The sequence below is a fragment of the Microvirga guangxiensis genome, from assembly GCF_900102135.1.
Lineage (GTDB): Bacteria > Pseudomonadota > Alphaproteobacteria > Rhizobiales > Beijerinckiaceae > Microvirga > Microvirga guangxiensis.
The window spans coordinates 281308-298583 of record NZ_FMVJ01000002.1; the positions used below are offsets into that span (position 1 = coordinate 281308).

Here is a 17276-nt window from a genome sequence, read left to right on the forward strand (position 1 = left end):
TTGGTCCGGCTCTGGATCGGGCGTCGGCGGAGATCGGTATACCTTGCCATGCAGCATGGTTCTAATGCCATCGTTCATCGGAAGAACCGGCTCCTCGCCGCTTTGGAGCCTGAGGACTTCAGCGCTCTCGAGCCGTATCTCGAAGTTGTTGAGCTGCCGAAAAACAAAATCATCTACGATATCGGCGAGACGGTCGGATACGCCTACTTCCCACATGACACCATCGTTTCCCTGACCACCGTTCTGAAAGATGGCAGCTCGGTAGAAATGGCCGTCTTCGGACGGGAAGCGATGTTCGGTCTCATCAGCGCCCTCGTCACGCGGCAATCCTTTGGGCGTTATGTGGCGCAGTTTTCCGGCACGGCATCGCGCATCAGTGTGGAGAAACTGAATGATGCGGGACAGGGGCGCCCAAAGATCCGCCAACTGGTGCTGAGCTACACCGAAGCCCTCATGGCGCAGACTTTGCAGACCGTTGCATGCAACGCCGTGCATAGCGTGGAAGCTCGCTGCTGCCGCTGGATCTTGAGCACGCGCGATCGCGTCGATCATGACGCACTGCCCCTGACACACGAGACACTGGCCGAATTGCTCGGCGTGCAGCGTTCAACTGTCAGCAGTGTGACGCGGGCTTTGCAGATCGCGGGCCTGATCCATCAAGGCCGGGGTGTCATCACGATTACGGACCGCGCAGGCCTCGAAGAAATGTCCTGCGAGTGTTACCGCAAGATTCGCAAAAGCTTCGAGCGCCTTCTTCCACGAAGTTATAGCGCTAGCCCTCAGAAAAGCTGATCTGCAGTCAGACACGCTGACAAAGGAATATGAGCACAATTCGTGTTCCGACGGCACGATTACAGAAATCTTTCTGCACTATGTCGGATACCCAACAGACGGAGTAACCCTGCGTCAGTACGGTGGGAACAGGCTAATCAAAGTTAATACGAGGCGCCAAATGAACGAAATTTCGTTTCGTAAAGATAATTCCCAAACAGAACAACATTCTCCTAAAATGTATTCTCCCACCCTCCAACCGTTACTTCAGTCTTTGCTTTCCACCCTGGCCGACATCGACTTTGAATACGAGCAGGCAAAGGATAAGGTGAGCAAGAATTCGCCAGATACCAACTTGAAGATCAAGGTCCTCGAGAAACTGAGAGCCCAGCATCACGAGCGCCGCATGCCGTATATCCAGCAATTGGCTGTTTTGCAGGAGCGTATGATTCCGCACAGATAAAGGACGTAACTCAGACTATACAGGCGTTACTAAAAGAAAGAGCTACACGCCTCCAGCATAAGGGGGCGACTCTTCGGGGCTGATAAAACAGATGCATCGGATCATGGCGCACCATCGTCGAAATCCGGGCCTATCAGATACCTTCCTCAGGGAATGAGCCAATGACCGAAGAAGAAATCGAGATCGTTGCAGAGGAGCTTGCAAAAATCGGAGGCGTGTCCTGGTATCCGGGGCGCGAAAAGGGAACGTTGATGCGAGTGGTCACGGACCGCTATCGCGACCGGGCGCGTATCGCCATCGAGGCCTTGGATCGATACCGTGCCCTCCAGAACGCCGGTGTCGTGCAGGACAACGGGCCCAGCGCACATCACTTACAGGGTCGACCTCATCCCATGTCCTCGGACGAGATAAAGCCCGGCAGCACGGTGGTCTATCGTCCTCCGGGCGACCGCAGAGCCTATCCCTGCCGGGTTGTCGAGATCGAGGGCAGCCGTGCTTATCTGGCTCCCATCCTCCGTGCTTGCACAGACTGGGTCTCCATTGAGCATCTGACGCCGCAGGCGGAGCTCCAATCCTTTACGGCGCGGGACAATAACTGATCAACTCATGTCCCTGGCATGAAGACACGTTCGTGCCGGGGCAGACATATGAAACCTGGCCTCATCCCAGCCGTGCACGGGTACTGCGCGGGGTTGCCAGAAGCAGATTGGTCTCAGAAGCGATGACGCCTGGGATCAAGCGGATGCGCCTCAAGATTCCATCGAAGTCGGACAGATTGGCCGCTCCCAGCTCGACGATGAGATCCCACTTCCCATTCGTGGTGTGGATATCGCTGATCTCCGGAAACCCGCCCAAAACATCTACCACCCGATCGGCGGCGCGGCCCTCGACCTCAATCAGCATGATGCCACGCACTGGCAGGGACACAGCATCAGCTCGCAGGATCACCGTGTAGCCGACGATGTCCCCCGAACGCTCCAGACGCTCCATGCGCGATCGGACGGTCGCCCGGGAGACATCGAGTTCGAGCGCCAAGTCCGACACGCTGCGTCGGCCGTTATGTCTAAGAAGAGTGATGAGGCGATAATCGAGATTGTCCATGAATGCCACTTTGGAAAAGAACACTTACCAAAATGGTCAATGAACCGTCCCTATTTGTCAAACTACCCTGTTCATATCGCCAAGCCTCTGCCCTAGCTTGACGAGAATCCGTGGAGAGGTCGAATGACTCAAAAGCCCTGCATTCTCTTTGGCGTGCCCGTTCAGGAGGGCGCCGGACGGCTTGGCTGCGATATGGGGCCCAGCGCCTATCGCACCGCCGGACTGGTGACGGAGCTGAAGAATTTAGGATATGCGGTAGAAGATCGAGGCAATATCGCTCCCGCATCCTTGCGCGATCTGCGTCACGAGAATGAGGCGATCAAGGCTCTGCCCGAGACCGTGGCCTGGACCGAGGCGATCGCCGAGGCTGCGTACAGGGCTGCCAGCGAGGGCATGCCAATCTTCCTGGGCGGTGACCACAGCCTCTCCGCCGGGTCCATGACAGGCCTTGCCCGGCGCGCGGCTGAAGACGGTCGGGAGTTCTTTGTTCTATGGCTCGACTCCCATCCGGATTTCCACACCCTGGAAACAACCACGAGCGGGAATCTGCACGGCGTTCCCATGGCCTATGCCACCGGGCGCCGGGGTTTCGATGGCTACTTCCCGAAGGTTCATGCGCCGGTAAAGCCGGAGAATGTCTGCATGATGGGGATCCGCAGCGTCGATCCGGCCGAGCGCGCTGCGCTCGCAACGACAGGCGTCACCATCCATGACATGCGCGCCATCGACGAGAATGGCGTGGCCCCTCTGCTCGACGCCTTCCTGAAGCGCGTCGCGGAGGCGGACGGCATCCTGCATGTAAGCCTCGATGTGGACTTCCTCGATCCCGGCATTGCGCCAGGCGTCGGCACCACGGTGCCCGGCGGCGCAACCTTCCGCGAGGCGCATCTCATCATGGAAATGCTGCATGACAGCGGCCTCGTGAGAAGCCTCGACCTCGTCGAACTCAACCCGTTCTTGGATGAGCGTGGCCGCACGGCCCTCCTCATGGTCGATCTCGCCTCGAGCCTCCTGGGCCGCCGCGTTCTTGATCGCCCCACCCAAAGCTATCGCCATACGCCCAAAGTCAACGCAGCATGATTCCGAAACTCAACATCGTCCCTTTCGTCAGCGTCGATCACATGATGAAGCTCGTTCTCGCCATCGGCGTGGAGCGCTTCCTCGTGGAGCTGTCAGGATATATCGAGGCTGATTTCCGCCGTTGGGAAACCTTCGATAAGACACCACGCGTCGCATCTCACAGCCGCGAGGGCGTGATCGAACTGATGCCTACCAGCGATGGCGAGGTCTATGGCTTCAAATATGTGAACGGTCATCCGAAGAATACCCGCGAGGGACGCCAGACCGTTACCGCTTTCGGCGTGCTGGCGGATGTCGGAACAGGCTATCCGGTGCTGCTGACCGAAATGACCATTCTCACTGCGCTTCGCACCGCTGCCACATCGGCGGTCGCCGCCAAATATCTGGCTCCGAAGAACGCCCGCACCATGGCGATCATCGGCAATGGCGCACAGGCGGAGTTCCAAGCCGTTGCCTTCAAGGCTCTGATCGGCGTCGACCGTTTGCGGCTCTACGATATCGACCGCTCGGCGAGCACGAAATGCGTGCGCAACCTCGCAGGTTATGGCTTCGACATCACCGTATGCAGCTCCATCGAGGAGGCAATGGAAGGCGCCGAGATCGTTACCACCGTCACTGCCGACAAGCAGAACGCCACGATTCTCACCGACAACATGGTCGGCTCCGGCCTGCACATCAACGCGGTCGGCGGCGATTGCCCTGGCAAGACCGAGCTGCATGCCGATATCCTGAAGCGCTCCGACATCTTCGTGGAATATCCGCCGCAGACGCGCATCGAAGGCGAGATCCAGCAGCTCGCCCCCGATTATCCAGTGAAGGAATTGTGGCGCGTGATCGCCGGTCAGGAGACAGGTCGCGCCAGCGAGCGGCAGATCACCCTGTTCGACTCCGTTGGCTTCGCCATCGAGGATTTCTCGGCTCTGCGATATGTAAAGAAGCAGATCGAAGAGACGAGACTTTACGAGGAACTCGATCTCCTCGCCGATCCGGATGAGCCGCGTGACCTGTTCGGCATGCTGCTCCGCGCGGCTGCAGCGCCGACCGCAGCCTAAGAGGAATGCCGAGAAGCTCACGCCTCATGGATTGAAGTTCTGAAAGGCGAGGTAGCTTGTCCCCGAAGGGCAGGTTCAGAACCGGTTGGCCCGATAAGGGTGCGGGTCGATCGTCGGCTTTCTGCCTGCGACCAGATCGGAAACCAGCAGTCCCGTTGTCGAGCCTCCGATCAGCCCTGTCTGACCATGGCCGAACGCAAGCATGACGTTCTTGTGCCGCGGCGACGCTCCGATCACCGGAAGGGAATCGGGCGTTGCAGGGCGGTGGCCCATCCAGACCGAGATCGGCTCCCCTGTCATCCCGGGGAAATAGCGCTTTGCGATCTTCCCTAAAGCGGCGGCACGACGCTCGTTCATCGGTGCGTCGAGCCCCGCGATTTCCGCCGTTCCCGCGATCCTGAGGCCGTGCTCCATCGGCGTCATCATGATCTTTGCCGCCAATGGATAGAGCGGTCGCTTCGGAGCCTTCTCCGGCATGGGCAACATCACGTGATAGCCGCGCAGGCTTTCGAGCGGAATCTTGAGGCCGAGACGTCCGGCCAGCCGGTGGGACCACGCACCCGCTGCAATCACCACCGTGTCGCATGGCATGGACCCTGCATCCGTCACGACGGCGCGAACCTGTCCGGCCTCCAGCTCGAAATCCTTGACGGACGCGCGCACGAAGCGTCCGCCGTTTCTCGTAATATCCTCGGCAATCGTCGTCACGAGGCGGTGGGGATTGCTGCAATGCCCGGAATCGGGAAGGTACATTGCTTTTGCGAAGCGCGGGCCCAGCGAAGGCTCCAGCTGACGAACCTCGTCGGCGCTCAAGATTTCCGAGCGGATGCCAAGTGCTTCCCTCAACTCTCGGCCCAGCGCATCCTTGGTGAAGGCGGCATCGCTTTCATAGAGATAAAGCTGACCGGAAATATGAAGAAGGCTCTTGGCATCTACACCCAGAAGCGTTCGGTAGTTCTCGAAGCTGTCCGCATGCAGCAGACGGAGCGCTTTCGCGATCCCGTTGATGCGTGGGCTTGCCCCCGCAGTGATGAATCGGGCAAGCCACGGCACGGCTCGAGGGAGATAACGCCAGTCGATCCACAAGGGACTATCGGGATCCGTGATCCATGATGCGGCCTGCCGTACGATGCCCGGCGTGGATAGGGGCACCACAGAACCAGGGCCGATGCTTCCCGCATTGCCGAAGGAGCATCCCTCCCCCGGCGGCAGGGGATCATAGATCGTCACATTGTGCCCGTCGCGCTGAAGGAAGGCTGCGCATGAGACGCCGATGACGCCTGCTCCGATGATGGCGATGTTGGCCAAGGCCTTCTCCTTCACTTCACAATGGAAGATGTACTCCACGGCCGGTACGTCCGGCCTCCGCGATGACCTCGGCTGCAATGGCGAGATCGCCAAGGGCAAAGCCGGGAAACAGGAACATGGCACGCTGCTTCGCATCCGTGCGGCCAGGAGAGGCTCCCGTCACGAGAGACGCAAGGTCCGCATCGAAGGGGCCTGGATAACGGAGTTTGGCGCGATTGGACGGATCCGCCGCTTGGGCGTGATCGTCGGTGGCCAGGATATCGAGGGAGCGCAGCACCTCGCCGTGCCAGGGGCGCCCGAGATCGACTGCGGCGACAAAGCTTCCGGGCCGCAGGAGCGAAGCGTCGATGAACGGCTCAAGGCCGGGCTGCGCCGGAACTGTCGAGACAACCACATCGCACGCGAGCGCCTCGTCGGGCGAATCCACTGCCTCCGCTTCGAAGCCGTGTTCACGAGCATAGGCCGCGAGCCTCTCAGCGGAAGAGCGCCCGCGCGAGCTGCAGACAACCTTGCGGAGACCGGGCAGCACATCCCGAAGGCTGGCGAGGTGCCCGTAGGCTTGAGCGCCGCAACCGATGAAGCCGATAGTAGAACTGTCGGGACGGGCAAGATACGACGCGGCAAGGGCCGACATGGCGGCCGTGCGAAGCACCGTGAGGCTTGTTCCGTCCATAACCGCCACCGGAACTCCAGTGGAGAAATCGCTCACAACGATCAGTCCGTTGACATTCGGCAAACCGCGATCGCTGTTGTCGGCGGCAACCCCGACCCACTTCGTGGCTGCAAATGGAGGTTCGGGCATGGCAGCGCAGAGCGATTGGAAGAAATGCCCTGGGCTGACCGGCACTGTAAGTTTCGGCTGAACGTGAGTTCTGCCCTCCGCATGCAGGCGGAAAGCATGGGCCAAGGCTGCGCGTGCAACCGTGGGCGTTATATCGAGAGCGGCAATGTCCGCGCTGGAAAGATAAAGCAGCTTGCTCATTGCCCTCACCCCGCCCGGCTGCCGGACGCGGCCGGTGCATCGAATTCCTTGGCCAGTTTATCCGAGACCAGAACCTCGTTCTTGAAGCGATTGATCGAGAAAAGATCAATTGGCGTCTCAGTCTTTCCATCCACGATGAGATCGACAAGCACCGCAGCAACTCCGGGGCCGACCTGAAAGCCATGCCCGCAGAATCCGAAGGCATGAAACAGACCGGGGGTCGTCTCGCTCTTGCCGATGACCGGCAGCATGTCGGGCAGATAGCCTTCGATACCTGACCAGACACGAATGACCTGAGCCGATTTCAGGAATGGCGCAATCTTCATAAGACTGCGCATGCCGTTGAGAGTCTTGACCGGCGGCACAGGAGCACGGTTGAGCACCGGATCGGACGCCGTGCGCGGATAGCCTGCGAAGATCACATTGCCGCGCGGGATTTGCCTTGCGATCACGGACCCGTCGACTGCCTGAACGGAAGGCGTGATCCGATAGGCAAGAGGCTCGGTCACGAATTGCGGCGGGCCGGCTGCGAACATGGGCGCCGTCTCGCCGAAAGCCTCAGCAACCTCGAGCGCCCAGGCGCCAGCGGCGTTCACCACGGCGTCACATCCGATCGTGCGCCCGTTAGCGGTTTTGACGGTAAAGCCTTCTCCGCTCCGCAGCACCTCCGTTACGCGGGTGTTTTCAGCGATCTCCGCACCAAGATGCTGCGCGGCTCTTGCGACGGCGACCGACACTAGGCGAGGATTGGCCGTCGCGTCCCGCGCAGAGTAGGTCGCGGACTGAGGCTCCTCTCCGACCCAGGACCACCGGCGGCGAAGCTCGTTGCGGCCTATTCGCTCGATCACAAGGCCATGGCTCTCGGCAACGCGCGCGTGCTGCTCCAGCTTCTCGTGCTCGGCATCGTTCTTTGCGACATAGAGGTGACCGGTCTTTTCGAATTCGCATCTGTCGCCGATGAGCTCTTCGATGTTCTCCCAGAGCGCCTGCGACCTGAGAGAGAGGGGATATTGCCCGGGATGACGCCCCTGCAAACGCAGGTTTCCGAAATTCACCCCGCTCGATTGGGCCCCGACGATGCCTTTCTCGATCAGGATCACATCAAGCCCACGCTTGACGAGGAGTAATGCCGTCCAGGTACCGATGAGGCCGCCTCCAACAACGACCACACGCGTCTTCGTCGTCATGGCTCCATCTCCGCAGCCGCATGAAGAGGAATAGGCTTCACTGGCGCCTGCATACGTAACCGTCCAACTTCCTCAATCGGCACATTGCAGGTGCCTGAGACGATCTCCTGCAAGGCTGGACCGCAGAAGCGCCCCTGGCATCGGCCCATGCCGCAACGGGTGATGGCCTTGACGCGATTGACCTCGCGTGGGCCCAAGGGCGCACGAATGGCGGCTCGAATTTCTCCTACCGTCACTGCCTCGCATCGGCAGGCGATGGTCTCGTCCGAGAGAGCAGCCGCCTGCGCGACCGGCCATGCGAAAGCCTTCGCGAGTCCCCGCTGGAATTTCCGCAGGCGTTCGACCTCCTGCCGCAGACGTGCCAATTCGGGCTGCGGCTGTGGTCGGCCCATATCTTCAAGCAGAGCATGCGCGGCAAGCGCGCCGCTTGCCTCAGCGGCGTCGGCTCCGCCAATGGCGGCTCCATCGCCTGCCAGATAAAGTTCGGCCCCCGCCCGACCGTCAGTATCTACCTCCGGCAACCAGAGCCGGAAGATGTCATCGAACCGGAAGCGGGCCCCCGCCAACTCCGCGAGTTGGGTCTCCGGTTTGAGGCCGTAGCCATATGCAACGGCATCGCAGGGAATGAGCCTTTCACGTCCTCGGCCATCGGTAACCCGCACACCCTCGACATGATCCTCACCGTGGATTCCCCGCGGCGTCGCGCCATCGATGATGGGGATGCCAGCCATATGGAGGGCCGCCCGATACATCAGACCTCGCGCCAGCGTGCGCGGACTCGCGGCGAGATCTCTTAGAGCGGCGCGTTTCGCGGAGAGAGGCGTGGTATCCACGACGGCCGCAATCGATGCGCCGGACTTGTGGTATTGCAACGCTGCCAGAAACAGCAGCGGCGAACTGCCGAGGAAAACGATACGATTGCCGATCAGGCAACCCTGATCCTTGAGGATCACCTGCGCGCCGCCCAAGGTGAAGACGCCGGGCAGCGTCCATCCCGGCAGCGGCATGGTGCGATCCGTCGCGCCGGTCGCGAGAATCAGCGCGTCATACGGGATCGTGCCCGCTATGCCATCGGACAGGGTGTGCAGGACTTTCTCGTGTATTCCCCAGACGAGAGTGCCAGGGCGATAATCGATCCGGTCCTGCAGCGCTGCGAAGAGCGAATGCAGGCGCTGGTACTTCCCTGCCTCGGAGCCCATCAAGGACTTGATATCCAGAGCAAGGCTTTTGGCCGGCGCACGATAGCCCTGCCCTCCCACCTGCCTGGTCTCATTCACGAGGATAGGCTTCAAGCCTGCCTCGACCAGAACGGAGGCTGCGCGTATTCCAGCCGGGCCGCCGCCAACAATTACCACATTACGCATTGGCTTTGGCCTCATGCCGATCGGTCCAGATGACCATGCCGTTGGCTGCGAGGGTCGTGCAGGCCCGTACACGCTCACCGTTTCCCAGCAAGACCCAGCAATCCTGACAGGCCCCCATGAGGCAGAACCCGGCGCGGGGCGCGCCACCGAACTCGAGATGCCGAACGGCCTTTCCGTTCAGCAGGAGCACCGCAAGCAGGCTGTCTCCCTCGACAGCCTCGACCGTATTTCCGTCAACCGTCAGACGCAGCAGCGCACCGTGACGGCGAACTGCCCTCACGAATTGTCCTTTGCGCGTTTTCCGACTTGGATCGTCCGACATTCCAGACCACCACACTTTTATCGCAATGCAATAACTTTTGTGGAATGGTAAGTGTGGCGGAAAACAGCTGTCAAGGAAAAGCCCCTCGGTCTTTAGGGCAATACGCTCAAATATTAGCTGGATTGAAATCGTCCTAGGTGGACGAGATCGAATGCGCTCCAGAGATGATGTGCATTGCGAAGCGCTCGATGACGGCCTCAGGCGAGAACCGTGAAAGCGGGACTGCGATATTGATTGCGCCCTCTGGACGGTTGTTTGCCGCAACGACTGCCGCAGCGATGGATGCATCGCCTCGATAGAACTCGTCGAAAGCGGTGGCGTACCCCTGCTCACGCGAAACGCGCAACTTCTTTACCAGATCGTCGATCTTCCATGTCGTTGAGGGAGTGTATGCCTTCCGATCAGAGCGCTCGAGAATCGCAACAGCCTCATCCTCCGGCAAACGCGACAGGATCGCCATTCCAGGAGCGGTGCAGTAAGCGGGCATACGGGAGCCGATGATCACATTCGTGTTAAGCATGTGCCGGCTCATGAAGCGGGATATGAAGATGATCTCCGTATCATCGAGAACGGTCATGTTCACCGTCTCCTCAGTCTCCTTGGAGAGATGAAGCAGATAAGGCATCGCCCGCTCTACAAGTCGATTGCTACGCAGATAGTAGTACCCCAGTTGAAGCGTCTTCGCGGTCAACTCGAACCGCTTTGTATCCGGATCTTTGCGCAGATAACCCAGCTTTGTCAGCGTATGCGTGAAGCGTTGTGCCCCGCTGACATCCATATCGGTTGCTGCCGCAATCTGGGAAAGGCTCATGTTCGTGCTGTGGTGATCGAAAACCGAAAGCACTCGAAAAGCCTTTTCGACCGACATGACCATCAGCGGATCTGTCGCACGGCCGCGCTTTAGCGGCTCCTCATCTTCAATCTTCTTCATCTTGCTAATCGCCATTCTTGAATTCTCTCGCATCTGAACGGCCTCGATAAAAATCTCAATAGGAGTTGACAATCCCACTAAGTTAAGCGGAACATACAATAAGACCTATTGCATTGCAATAAAACATCAGGAGGTTCCGGGCTATGGCTGAGTTTATCTTGAGTGAGAAGCGGGGTGCCGTCGGTATCATCACCCTGAATCGTCCCCAGGTTTTGAATGCCTGGAACACAGCCATGCGAGAGGAACTGACTGCCACCCTGGCAACCATGGAAGAGGACTCGGAAGTCCGCGCCATCATCCTCACCGGTGCAGGCGACCGCGCTTTCGGTGCTGGTCAGGATCTCAACGAGACGAAGACCTTCGATCCCGATCGTGCCGAGCAGTGGATGGGTGAATGGGAGCGCCTCTACGACCGCATTCGCTCACTCTCGAAGCCGATCATCGCAGCCCTGAACGGCGTTGCAGCAGGCTCTGCCTTTCAAGTGTCCCTCCTCTGCGACCTCCGAATTGGGCACCCCGGCGTAACTATGGGACAGCCTGAAATTAACTCAGGGATCGCCAGCACCACTGGTCCCTGGATCATGCGCGAGCACATTGGTCTCGCAAGAACCATTGATCTGACGCTCACCGGCCGCATGATGGATGCCGATGAGTGCTATCGCATCGGCGTCATCAACCGCTTGGTGCCGCAGGACAAGGTGATGAGTGAAGCGCTTGCACTTGCAGAATTCCTGGCCGGCAAGCCTCCCGTTGCCATGCGCCTGGATCGTCAGCGTTTCCGCGAGATGACGGAAGCAGGGTTCCGCGATTGCCTTGCCGCCGGCGTCCGCATTCAGCGCGAAGCCTATGCATCCGGAGAACCGGCCCGGATGATGGAAGAGTTCTTGGCTCGCAAGGCCGCGGCAAAGAAGGGCTGAAGCCCCCGCCACAACACGAGGGAAAGCAGGTCGAAGGCCTGCGAAACTGGAGGATGAACATGACCGATACCAATCTGACCATCAATCGTAGGCACCTGCTCAAGACCGCGGGTGGTGCAGCACTGGCCCTCGGAATGCCAGGCCTCGCCGGCCGGGCCCTGGCGGCGACGACCATCACCGTCGCCGACCCCGGCGGCCCGTTCGGCCCTGCCTTCCGGAAGGCTTTCTACGACCCGTTCGAGAAGGCCACAGGCATCAAGGTCATCAACGTTGCCCGCGAGGCCGAGCCGACGGCTCAGTTCAAGGCGATCGTCGAGACGAAATCCTACACCTGGGACGTTTGTACGCTGACGCTCTCGGCGCGTGACATTCTGGTGAAGCAAAACCTCCTCGAGCCTATCGGCTTCACCCGCGATGCGGCTCCCGGTCTGATGCCCGAAGCCATCACCGATCATTGGATGGGTACAGACGTGTACTCTACGGTCTTCGCTTATCGGAACGACCGCTTCAAGGACAATGGACCGAAGAGCTGGGCCGATTTCTGGAACGTGGAGAAATTCCCCGGACGCCGCTCACTGCGCAAGAACGCCATCGACTCTCTTGAGCAGGCCCTGATGGCAGACGGCGTATCCATCGATCAGCTTTATCCGCTCGACGTGGACCGCGCATTCAAGAGCCTGGACAAGATCAAGCAGCACATCGCTGTGTGGTGGACCGGCGGCGCGCAATCGACGCAGCTTCTGCAAAGCGGCGAAGTCGACATCATCAGCGGTTGGAACGCACGTCTCCAATCGGCAATCGACGGTGGCGCGCCGGCGACAATCGTTTGGGAGCAAGGCCTCTACTCCATCGAGGGCTGGGCTATTCCGAAGGGCTGCCCGCGTGCAGACGCCGCGAAGCAGTTCATCAAGTTCTGCTCCGCACCTGATCGTCAGGCAGCCTTCACGGATGTCCTGGCCTACGGTCCGACCAACCTGGATGCCTACAAGAGCATCTCGGCGGAGCGGGCGAAGGTCCTGCCGACTTCGCCTGAGAATCTCAAGAAGATGCGGGTCGCCGATGAAAACTGGTGGAGCGAGAACCGCGCTGCGGTGACTGAACGCTTCAACAGCTGGCTTCTGAGCTGATGAGAGGCGCCGCCGCCTCAATGACTGAACAAGGCGGCGGCGCCTTTCGCCAAGACTGAGTTGAGATTCACGAACCGGGCGCGTGCGAGCTTTCGCTGATGCGCGACGGTTCGAACGAGGGCCTGCGGCCGGATGCGGCCTTAGGCTCTGCAGGGTCAGAACTTATTGCATTTTTCGACTGGGCGGACGTCGCGGAGCTATTCAACACCGCGCCCGCACACGGCTTTGATATGAAGGAAGGGATACGCTCCGATGACCACGGTAGCGAAGAATGGCGGAACCACGCCGAAGCTGATCATTGAAGGCCTGTCAAAGCAATATGGCGCCGTCACTGCGCTGGAACCGACTCATCTGACCGTTCCGACCGGAGAGTTCCTCACCCTGCTCGGGCCATCCGGATCGGGCAAGACGACGCTGCTGCAAATGATCTGCGGTCTCGTCGAGCCGAGCTCGGGGCGCATTCTCATCGATGGACGCGATCAGACTCAGACGCCCGTCCATCAGCGCGATATCGGCCTCGTATTCCAGCACTATGCTCTCTTCCCCCATCTGACTGTTGCCGAGAACATCGAGTTCCCTCTGCGCATGCGTGCCTTGTCCGCATCGGAGATCAAGCAGCGGGTCAAGGATGTGCTGAAGATGGTGCAGCTAGACCATCTCGCCGCCCGTTTCCCGCGCGAGCTTTCCGGCGGACAGCAGCAGCGCGTCGCGCTCGCACGTTCCTTCGTCTATCAGCCGTCCATCATTCTCATGGACGAGCCGCTCGGTGCTCTCGATAAAAAGCTGCGCGAGCACATGCAGATCGAGATCAAGCAGCTGCACCGCGAGACGGGCGCAACCATCATCTACGTGACCCATGACCAGGAGGAGGCGCTTGCCCTCTCCGATCGCATTTGCCTGATGAACCATGCGCGGATCGAGCAGCTCGGCTCTCCCCATGAGATCTATGCGCATCCGGCGACGGCCTTTGCTGCCGACTTCATCGGAATCTCGAACATCTTCCGTGGCCGGGTCGACAATTCCAATGGAGAGACCCGCCTCGCAACGCGCCACGGGCATTTCCGCCTTCCCACAGGTGCGTCCTTTTCAGGCGCAGAGGCGGCAATCGTGATCCGTCCTGAGCAGATCAGCCTCGGAGGCGGCAATGGGAACACCGTCGTAGGCCGCGTCACCGATGCCGTCTATGCCGGTTCCGAGACTCGTCTCATCGTGGATCTGGATGAGGGTGAAACGGTGATCGTGCGCCTGCCGCCCGGCCAGCCCACGCCTGGATATGGCGAACGCGCAACCTTGGGCTGGAACCCGGACGCAGCGGTTCTGGTGCCATGAACGGTAAGGGAACCGCAAGCATGACAGCCATCACAGCTCCCGCCGTCCCGCTCCGACAGCGCCTCTTTCGCCCTAACGCCCTCTGGCTTGCTGCACCGGGCATTGCCTTTCTGGCAATCTTCTTCCTGTACCCGGTTTTGCGTCTGCTGGCGCTGAGTGTTCAGGACCCGGCAACCGGCGCCCTGAGCGTCGCAACCTATGCCCGCATCGCGAACACGGACGTGTATCTCCAGGTGCTCGGCATCACGTTCAAGATCGCTGCCAATACGGCACTGTTCTCGATCCTGCTCGGCTATCCGCTCGCTTATTGGCTGGCGGGGCTGAAGGAGGGATTGCGGGAGCGCATGGTGCTTCTCGTGATGGTCCCGTTCTGGACGAGCTATCTCGTGAAGACCTTCGCCTGGATGGTCGTGCTCGGCCGCACCGGCGTGATCAATAGCATGCTCACTGGAAGCGGCCTTGCTTCCCAGCCTCTTCCCCTCGCCTATAACGAATTCGGCGTGATGGTCGGCATGGTCCATGCCATGGTGCCGCTCGCCGTGCTGACCATGCTTCCGGTCATGATCGGTATCGACCGGCGCTTGATCCAGGCCGCGCAGGCGCTGGGCGCGGCTCCCGCTCAATCCTTCTGGCTGATCTACTTCAAGCTCTCCCTGCCCGGCGTAACCGCCGGCGGCCTGCTCGTGTTCATCTCGTCTCTCGGCTTCTTCATCGTGCCTGCTCTTCTGGGCGGACGACGCGAGACGATGCTGGCGCAGCTCATCATCACGCAGGTGCAGGAGCTTCTCAACTGGGCTTTTGCAGGCGCGCTTGCAGCCATGATGCTGGTGGCGGCACTCGTCACGGTCTGGATCTACGACCGTCTCTTTGGCCTGTCGTCCCTGTCGGGCGACACCTCGGCACAGGACGGTGGGCCAGGGCGTCTGCGCCTGCTCGGCCTTGCAATCCTGAGGGTTGTCGCCAAGGCGAGCGCCGTGCTGGCCGATGCCGTCCGTCGGGTGATCGGAACCCGTGGAACGCGCCGGCTGCTGCCGATCTACTGCACGTTGGCCCTTATGTTCCTGGTGCTGCCCACCCTGCTTGTGATCCCGATCGGCTTCACGAGCTCGCAGTTCCTGGAATTTCCGCCTCCGGGTTACAGCCTGCAGTGGTTCGAGACCTACTTCTCCTCGCCCGTATGGCTCTCCGCCACGTTGCGCTCGTTCGGCGTAGCCGCAGCGACTGCAATCTGCGCAACCCTCATCGGTGGCCTGGCGGCATTGGCCCTGGCACGTTCGAACACCCGTTGGGGCGGTCTCGTCTTTGCGACGTTCCTTGCTCCCCTGATCGTCCCGCGCATCATCATCGCGGTCGGCCTGTTCTATCTCTTCGCACAGATCGGCCTCGTCGCGACGGATATGGGCCTCGTGATCGGTCACACGGTCCTGGCTCTTCCCTTTGCCTTCGTGACCATCACGGCGATCCTGAAGAACTACGACTGGCGTCTAGATCAGGCGGCGGCAGTGCTTGGAGCCAACCGGTTCAAGACCTTGATGCTCGTCACGGTCCCTCTCGTGAAGGGTGGATTGGTTGCGGCATTCCTGTTCGCCTTCATCACCTCCTTCGATGAGCTCACGATCGCGATCTTCGTCAGCGGCGGGATCAAGACGACGCTGCCGAAGCAGATGTGGGACGACATGATCCTGCAGCTCAACCCCACGCTCGCATCTGTGTCCGTCGTAGTCTTCGTGATCGTGACCGTGCTCCTCCTCCTCGCGGAACGCTTCCGCCGTACGACCTGAAAAATCACAAGCTGAGAAATATCGATGTCACTCGATGAAACTAGTCTCGCCGATCTGTTGCGTCTGCAGGCCGAGAAGGACCCGGACGGGATCTTCGCACGCTTCAACGGTGAGCCCATCACCTTCGCCACGCTGGATGCCCAATCCTCATCCCTAGCGGCTTGGCTGCGATCCCGCGGCCTGCAATCCGGCGAGCATGTTGCGGTGATGATGCGCAACAGCGTGCAAACCCTCGCAGTGGTCTTCGGCCTCGCCAAAGCCGGTCTGGCCTGGGTGCCGCTCAACGCTCAGCAGCGTGGCCCCGGCCTTCAATACATCATCAACCACTCGAAGCCTGCTCTCATAGTCGCCGACGCCGACCTCCTTCCGACGATTGTCGAAAGCGAGGCCGACCATCCCCGCGAAGGCTTCCTCGTTCATGGAGAGGCCGAGGGCCATCCACATTTGGCCGACGTCCTGAGTTCCGGAGTTTCCTTCACGGAGCCGGCGCCTACCATGGATGCGCCCTTCGCCATCATGTACACCTCTGGCACGACGGGTCAGCCGAAAGGCGTGATCGTCTCCAACCGGATGATCCGCCTCGCGGGAGAAGGTGTCAGTCTCGTCGCTGCCTCTCGTGCAGGCGACGTGATGTTCGTGTGGGAGCCGCTTTATCATATCGGAGGAGCCCAGCTTCTGAGCCTCCCGATGACCCACGGCGTCGTTCTCGCGATGGTGGATCGCTTCAGTGCTAGCCGCTTCTGGGCTCAGGTGCGTGAATACGGCGCGACGCACATTCACTATCTCGGAGGCATTCTGCAGATCCTCCTCAAGCAGCCTGAATCGCCGATGGATCGCGACCATACGGTGAGGATCGCCTGGGGCGGAGGCTGTCCCGGTGACATCTGGGAAGCCTTCCAGAACCGTTTCGGCGTTCAGATCCGTGAATGCTACGGCATGACGGAAGCCTCCAGCATCACCACCTTCAACGACAAGGGCATCGTCGGGTCCGTCGGAAACGCCGTGCCCTGGTTCACGGTGGAATTGCTCGATCCCGAGGGCAATCCTGTGCCTCAAGGCGAGCGCGGAGAGATCGTGGTGCGCACCTCGCTGCCTGGCGCGATCTTCCCAGGGTATTTCGACAACCCGTCCGCGACCGAGAAGGCCTTACGGAATGATGCCTTGTATACGGGCGATCTCGGTACATACGACGCGGAAGGCAACCTGATCTTCCATGGCCGCATGACCGACAGCGTCCGTTGCCGCGGCGAGAACGTCTCCGCCTGGGAAGTCGAGCGCGTGGCCTCTGATCACCCGTCGGTTGAGGATTGCGCCATGATCGGCGTCGCGGCGGATATCGGCGAGCAGGACATCAAGCTCTTCATCAAGCCGAAGACGGGCTCCAGCGTGCTGCCTGCTGAGATATCCACGTGGCTCTCCACCCGCCTCGCAAGCTACCAGAACCCCCGCTACATCGCGGTCGTCGAGGAGTTCGAGCGCACGCCGAGCCAGCGGATCATGAAGCATAAACTCTCCAAGCGTCTCGACGATTGCTGGGACAGGCTCGCGAAAGGAAGCTGAG

General features: G+C 60.4%; 17 protein-coding genes. 10 read left to right on the plus strand and 7 right to left on the minus strand.

Translation table 11 applies throughout. From position 1 onward, the window contains the following. The 3 genes from BLP10_RS01340 to BLP10_RS01350 all read left to right on the plus strand — a co-directional run bounded on the left by BLP10_RS01340 (position 1) and on the right by BLP10_RS01350 (position 1833). On the plus strand, positions 1–792 hold the full coding sequence (locus BLP10_RS01340; protein ID WP_342025826.1) for a Crp/Fnr family transcriptional regulator: 792 nt from the start codon (positions 1–3) through the stop codon (positions 790–792). A 160-nt stretch (positions 793–952) separates the two neighbouring features. After that, entirely contained in the window at positions 953–1234 is a 282-nt protein-coding gene (locus tag BLP10_RS01345; protein WP_139165406.1) for a hypothetical protein, read from the plus strand. Between the two features lie 161 nt (positions 1235–1395). Next, positions 1396–1833 carry a hypothetical protein gene (locus BLP10_RS01350; protein WP_091128593.1) on the plus strand — a complete coding sequence of 146 codons (438 nt, stop codon included), beginning with the start codon at positions 1396–1398 and terminating at the stop codon, positions 1831–1833. Positions 1834–1894: 61 nt separating this feature from the next. Here the strand turns inward: BLP10_RS01350 and BLP10_RS01355 are convergent, their stop codons facing one another. Then, positions 1895–2335 carry an Lrp/AsnC family transcriptional regulator gene (locus BLP10_RS01355; protein WP_091128597.1) on the minus strand — a complete coding sequence of 147 codons (441 nt, stop codon included), beginning with the start codon at positions 2333–2335 and terminating at the stop codon, positions 1895–1897. A gap of 123 nt (positions 2336–2458) precedes the next feature. On the opposite strand from BLP10_RS01355, the gene rocF reads away from it, so the two are divergent. Both rocF and BLP10_RS01365 read left to right on the plus strand, forming a co-directional pair. Continuing rightward, the gene (gene rocF, locus BLP10_RS01360) at positions 2459–3415 is read left to right on the plus strand and encodes an arginase (RefSeq protein ID WP_091128601.1); all 957 of its coding nucleotides are present in this window, start codon (positions 2459–2461) and stop codon (positions 3413–3415) included. Then, on the plus strand, positions 3412–4467 hold the full coding sequence (locus BLP10_RS01365) for an ornithine cyclodeaminase (RefSeq protein ID WP_091128604.1): 1056 nt from the start codon (positions 3412–3414) through the stop codon (positions 4465–4467). Before rocF ends, BLP10_RS01365 begins: the two co-directional genes overlap by 4 nt. A 75-nt stretch (positions 4468–4542) precedes the next feature. Here the strand turns inward: BLP10_RS01365 and BLP10_RS01370 are convergent, their stop codons facing one another. The 6 genes from BLP10_RS01370 to BLP10_RS01395 all read right to left on the minus strand — a co-directional run bounded on the left by BLP10_RS01370 (position 4543) and on the right by BLP10_RS01395 (position 10660). Then, the gene (locus tag BLP10_RS01370; RefSeq protein WP_175493722.1) at positions 4543–5775 is read right to left on the minus strand and encodes an NAD(P)/FAD-dependent oxidoreductase; all 1233 of its coding nucleotides are present in this window, start codon (positions 5773–5775) and stop codon (positions 4543–4545) included. A 16-nt stretch (positions 5776–5791) separates the two neighbouring features. Next, positions 5792–6757 (minus strand): ornithine cyclodeaminase family protein, encoded by a 966-nt coding sequence (locus tag BLP10_RS01375; RefSeq protein WP_091128613.1) that lies wholly within the window; start codon positions 6755–6757, stop codon positions 5792–5794. Between the two features lie 5 nt (positions 6758–6762). Further along, positions 6763–7944, minus strand: coding sequence for an NAD(P)/FAD-dependent oxidoreductase (locus BLP10_RS01380; protein ID WP_091128617.1), 1182 nt, complete (start codon positions 7942–7944; stop codon positions 6763–6765). Beyond that, a complete protein-coding gene (locus BLP10_RS01385; protein ID WP_091128620.1) occupies positions 7941–9308 on the minus strand; it encodes an FAD/NAD(P)-dependent oxidoreductase in 1368 nt (455 codons plus the stop codon). The genes BLP10_RS01380 and BLP10_RS01385 overlap by 4 nt, the downstream gene beginning before the upstream one ends. After that, positions 9301–9588: a (2Fe-2S)-binding protein gene (locus BLP10_RS01390; protein WP_244510341.1), complete on the minus strand. Its 288-nt coding sequence runs from the start codon at positions 9586–9588 to the stop codon at positions 9301–9303. Before BLP10_RS01390 ends, BLP10_RS01385 begins: the two co-directional genes overlap by 8 nt. Positions 9589–9763: 175 nt before the next feature. Then, positions 9764–10660 carry an IclR family transcriptional regulator gene (locus tag BLP10_RS01395; protein ID WP_244510342.1) on the minus strand — a complete coding sequence of 299 codons (897 nt, stop codon included), beginning with the start codon at positions 10658–10660 and terminating at the stop codon, positions 9764–9766. A gap of 44 nt (positions 10661–10704) precedes the next feature. Here BLP10_RS01395 and BLP10_RS01400 point away from each other — a divergent pair, with 44 nt between their 5' ends. From BLP10_RS01400 to BLP10_RS01420, 5 genes are all read left to right on the plus strand, one after another. Further along, positions 10705–11478 (plus strand): enoyl-CoA hydratase/isomerase family protein, encoded by a 774-nt coding sequence (locus tag BLP10_RS01400; protein ID WP_091128626.1) that lies wholly within the window; start codon positions 10705–10707, stop codon positions 11476–11478. Positions 11479–11537: 59 nt separating this feature from the next. Further along, positions 11538–12605, plus strand: a complete 1068-nt coding sequence (locus tag BLP10_RS01405; RefSeq protein ID WP_244510343.1) for an ABC transporter substrate-binding protein — start codon at positions 11538–11540, stop codon at positions 12603–12605. 252 nt (positions 12606–12857) lie between these two features. Further along, a complete protein-coding gene (locus BLP10_RS01410) occupies positions 12858–13934 on the plus strand; it encodes an ABC transporter ATP-binding protein (RefSeq protein WP_091128633.1) in 1077 nt (358 codons plus the stop codon). A 20-nt stretch (positions 13935–13954) separates the two neighbouring features. Further along, complete coding sequence (locus BLP10_RS01415; protein ID WP_091130011.1) at positions 13955–15715, plus strand: ABC transporter permease subunit; 1761 nt, start codon at positions 13955–13957, stop codon at positions 15713–15715. 24 nt (positions 15716–15739) lie between these two features. After that, positions 15740–17275, plus strand: a complete 1536-nt coding sequence (locus tag BLP10_RS01420) for an AMP-binding protein (protein WP_091128635.1) — start codon at positions 15740–15742, stop codon at positions 17273–17275. Position 17276 lies beyond the last annotated feature (1 nt).

Excerpts from the sequence above, each read along its gene's own strand:
- BLP10_RS01410 (WP_091128633.1), top strand. The coding sequence starts at position 12,858 with ATGACCACGGTAGCGAAGAATGGCGGAACCACGCCGAAGCTGATCATT.
- BLP10_RS01380 (WP_091128617.1), bottom strand. The coding sequence starts at position 7,944 with ATGACGACGAAGACGCGTGTGGTCGTTGTTGGAGGCGGCCTCATCGGT.
- BLP10_RS01345 (WP_139165406.1), top strand. The coding sequence starts at position 953 with ATGAACGAAATTTCGTTTCGTAAAGATAATTCCCAAACAGAACAACAT.
- BLP10_RS01375 (WP_091128613.1), bottom strand. The coding sequence starts at position 6,757 with ATGAGCAAGCTGCTTTATCTTTCCAGCGCGGACATTGCCGCTCTCGAT.
- BLP10_RS01365 (WP_091128604.1), top strand. The coding sequence starts at position 3,412 with ATGATTCCGAAACTCAACATCGTCCCTTTCGTCAGCGTCGATCACATG.
- BLP10_RS01355 (WP_091128597.1), bottom strand. The coding sequence starts at position 2,335 with ATGGACAATCTCGATTATCGCCTCATCACTCTTCTTAGACATAACGGC.
- BLP10_RS01400 (WP_091128626.1), top strand. The coding sequence starts at position 10,705 with ATGGCTGAGTTTATCTTGAGTGAGAAGCGGGGTGCCGTCGGTATCATC.
- BLP10_RS01415 (WP_091130011.1), top strand. The coding sequence starts at position 13,955 with ATGACAGCCATCACAGCTCCCGCCGTCCCGCTCCGACAGCGCCTCTTT.
- BLP10_RS01350 (WP_091128593.1), top strand. The coding sequence starts at position 1,396 with ATGACCGAAGAAGAAATCGAGATCGTTGCAGAGGAGCTTGCAAAAATC.
- BLP10_RS01405 (WP_244510343.1), top strand. The coding sequence starts at position 11,538 with ATGACCGATACCAATCTGACCATCAATCGTAGGCACCTGCTCAAGACC.
- BLP10_RS01385 (WP_091128620.1), bottom strand. The coding sequence starts at position 9,308 with ATGCGTAATGTGGTAATTGTTGGCGGCGGCCCGGCTGGAATACGCGCA.
- rocF (WP_091128601.1), top strand. The coding sequence starts at position 2,459 with ATGACTCAAAAGCCCTGCATTCTCTTTGGCGTGCCCGTTCAGGAGGGC.
- BLP10_RS01420 (WP_091128635.1), top strand. The coding sequence starts at position 15,740 with ATGTCACTCGATGAAACTAGTCTCGCCGATCTGTTGCGTCTGCAGGCC.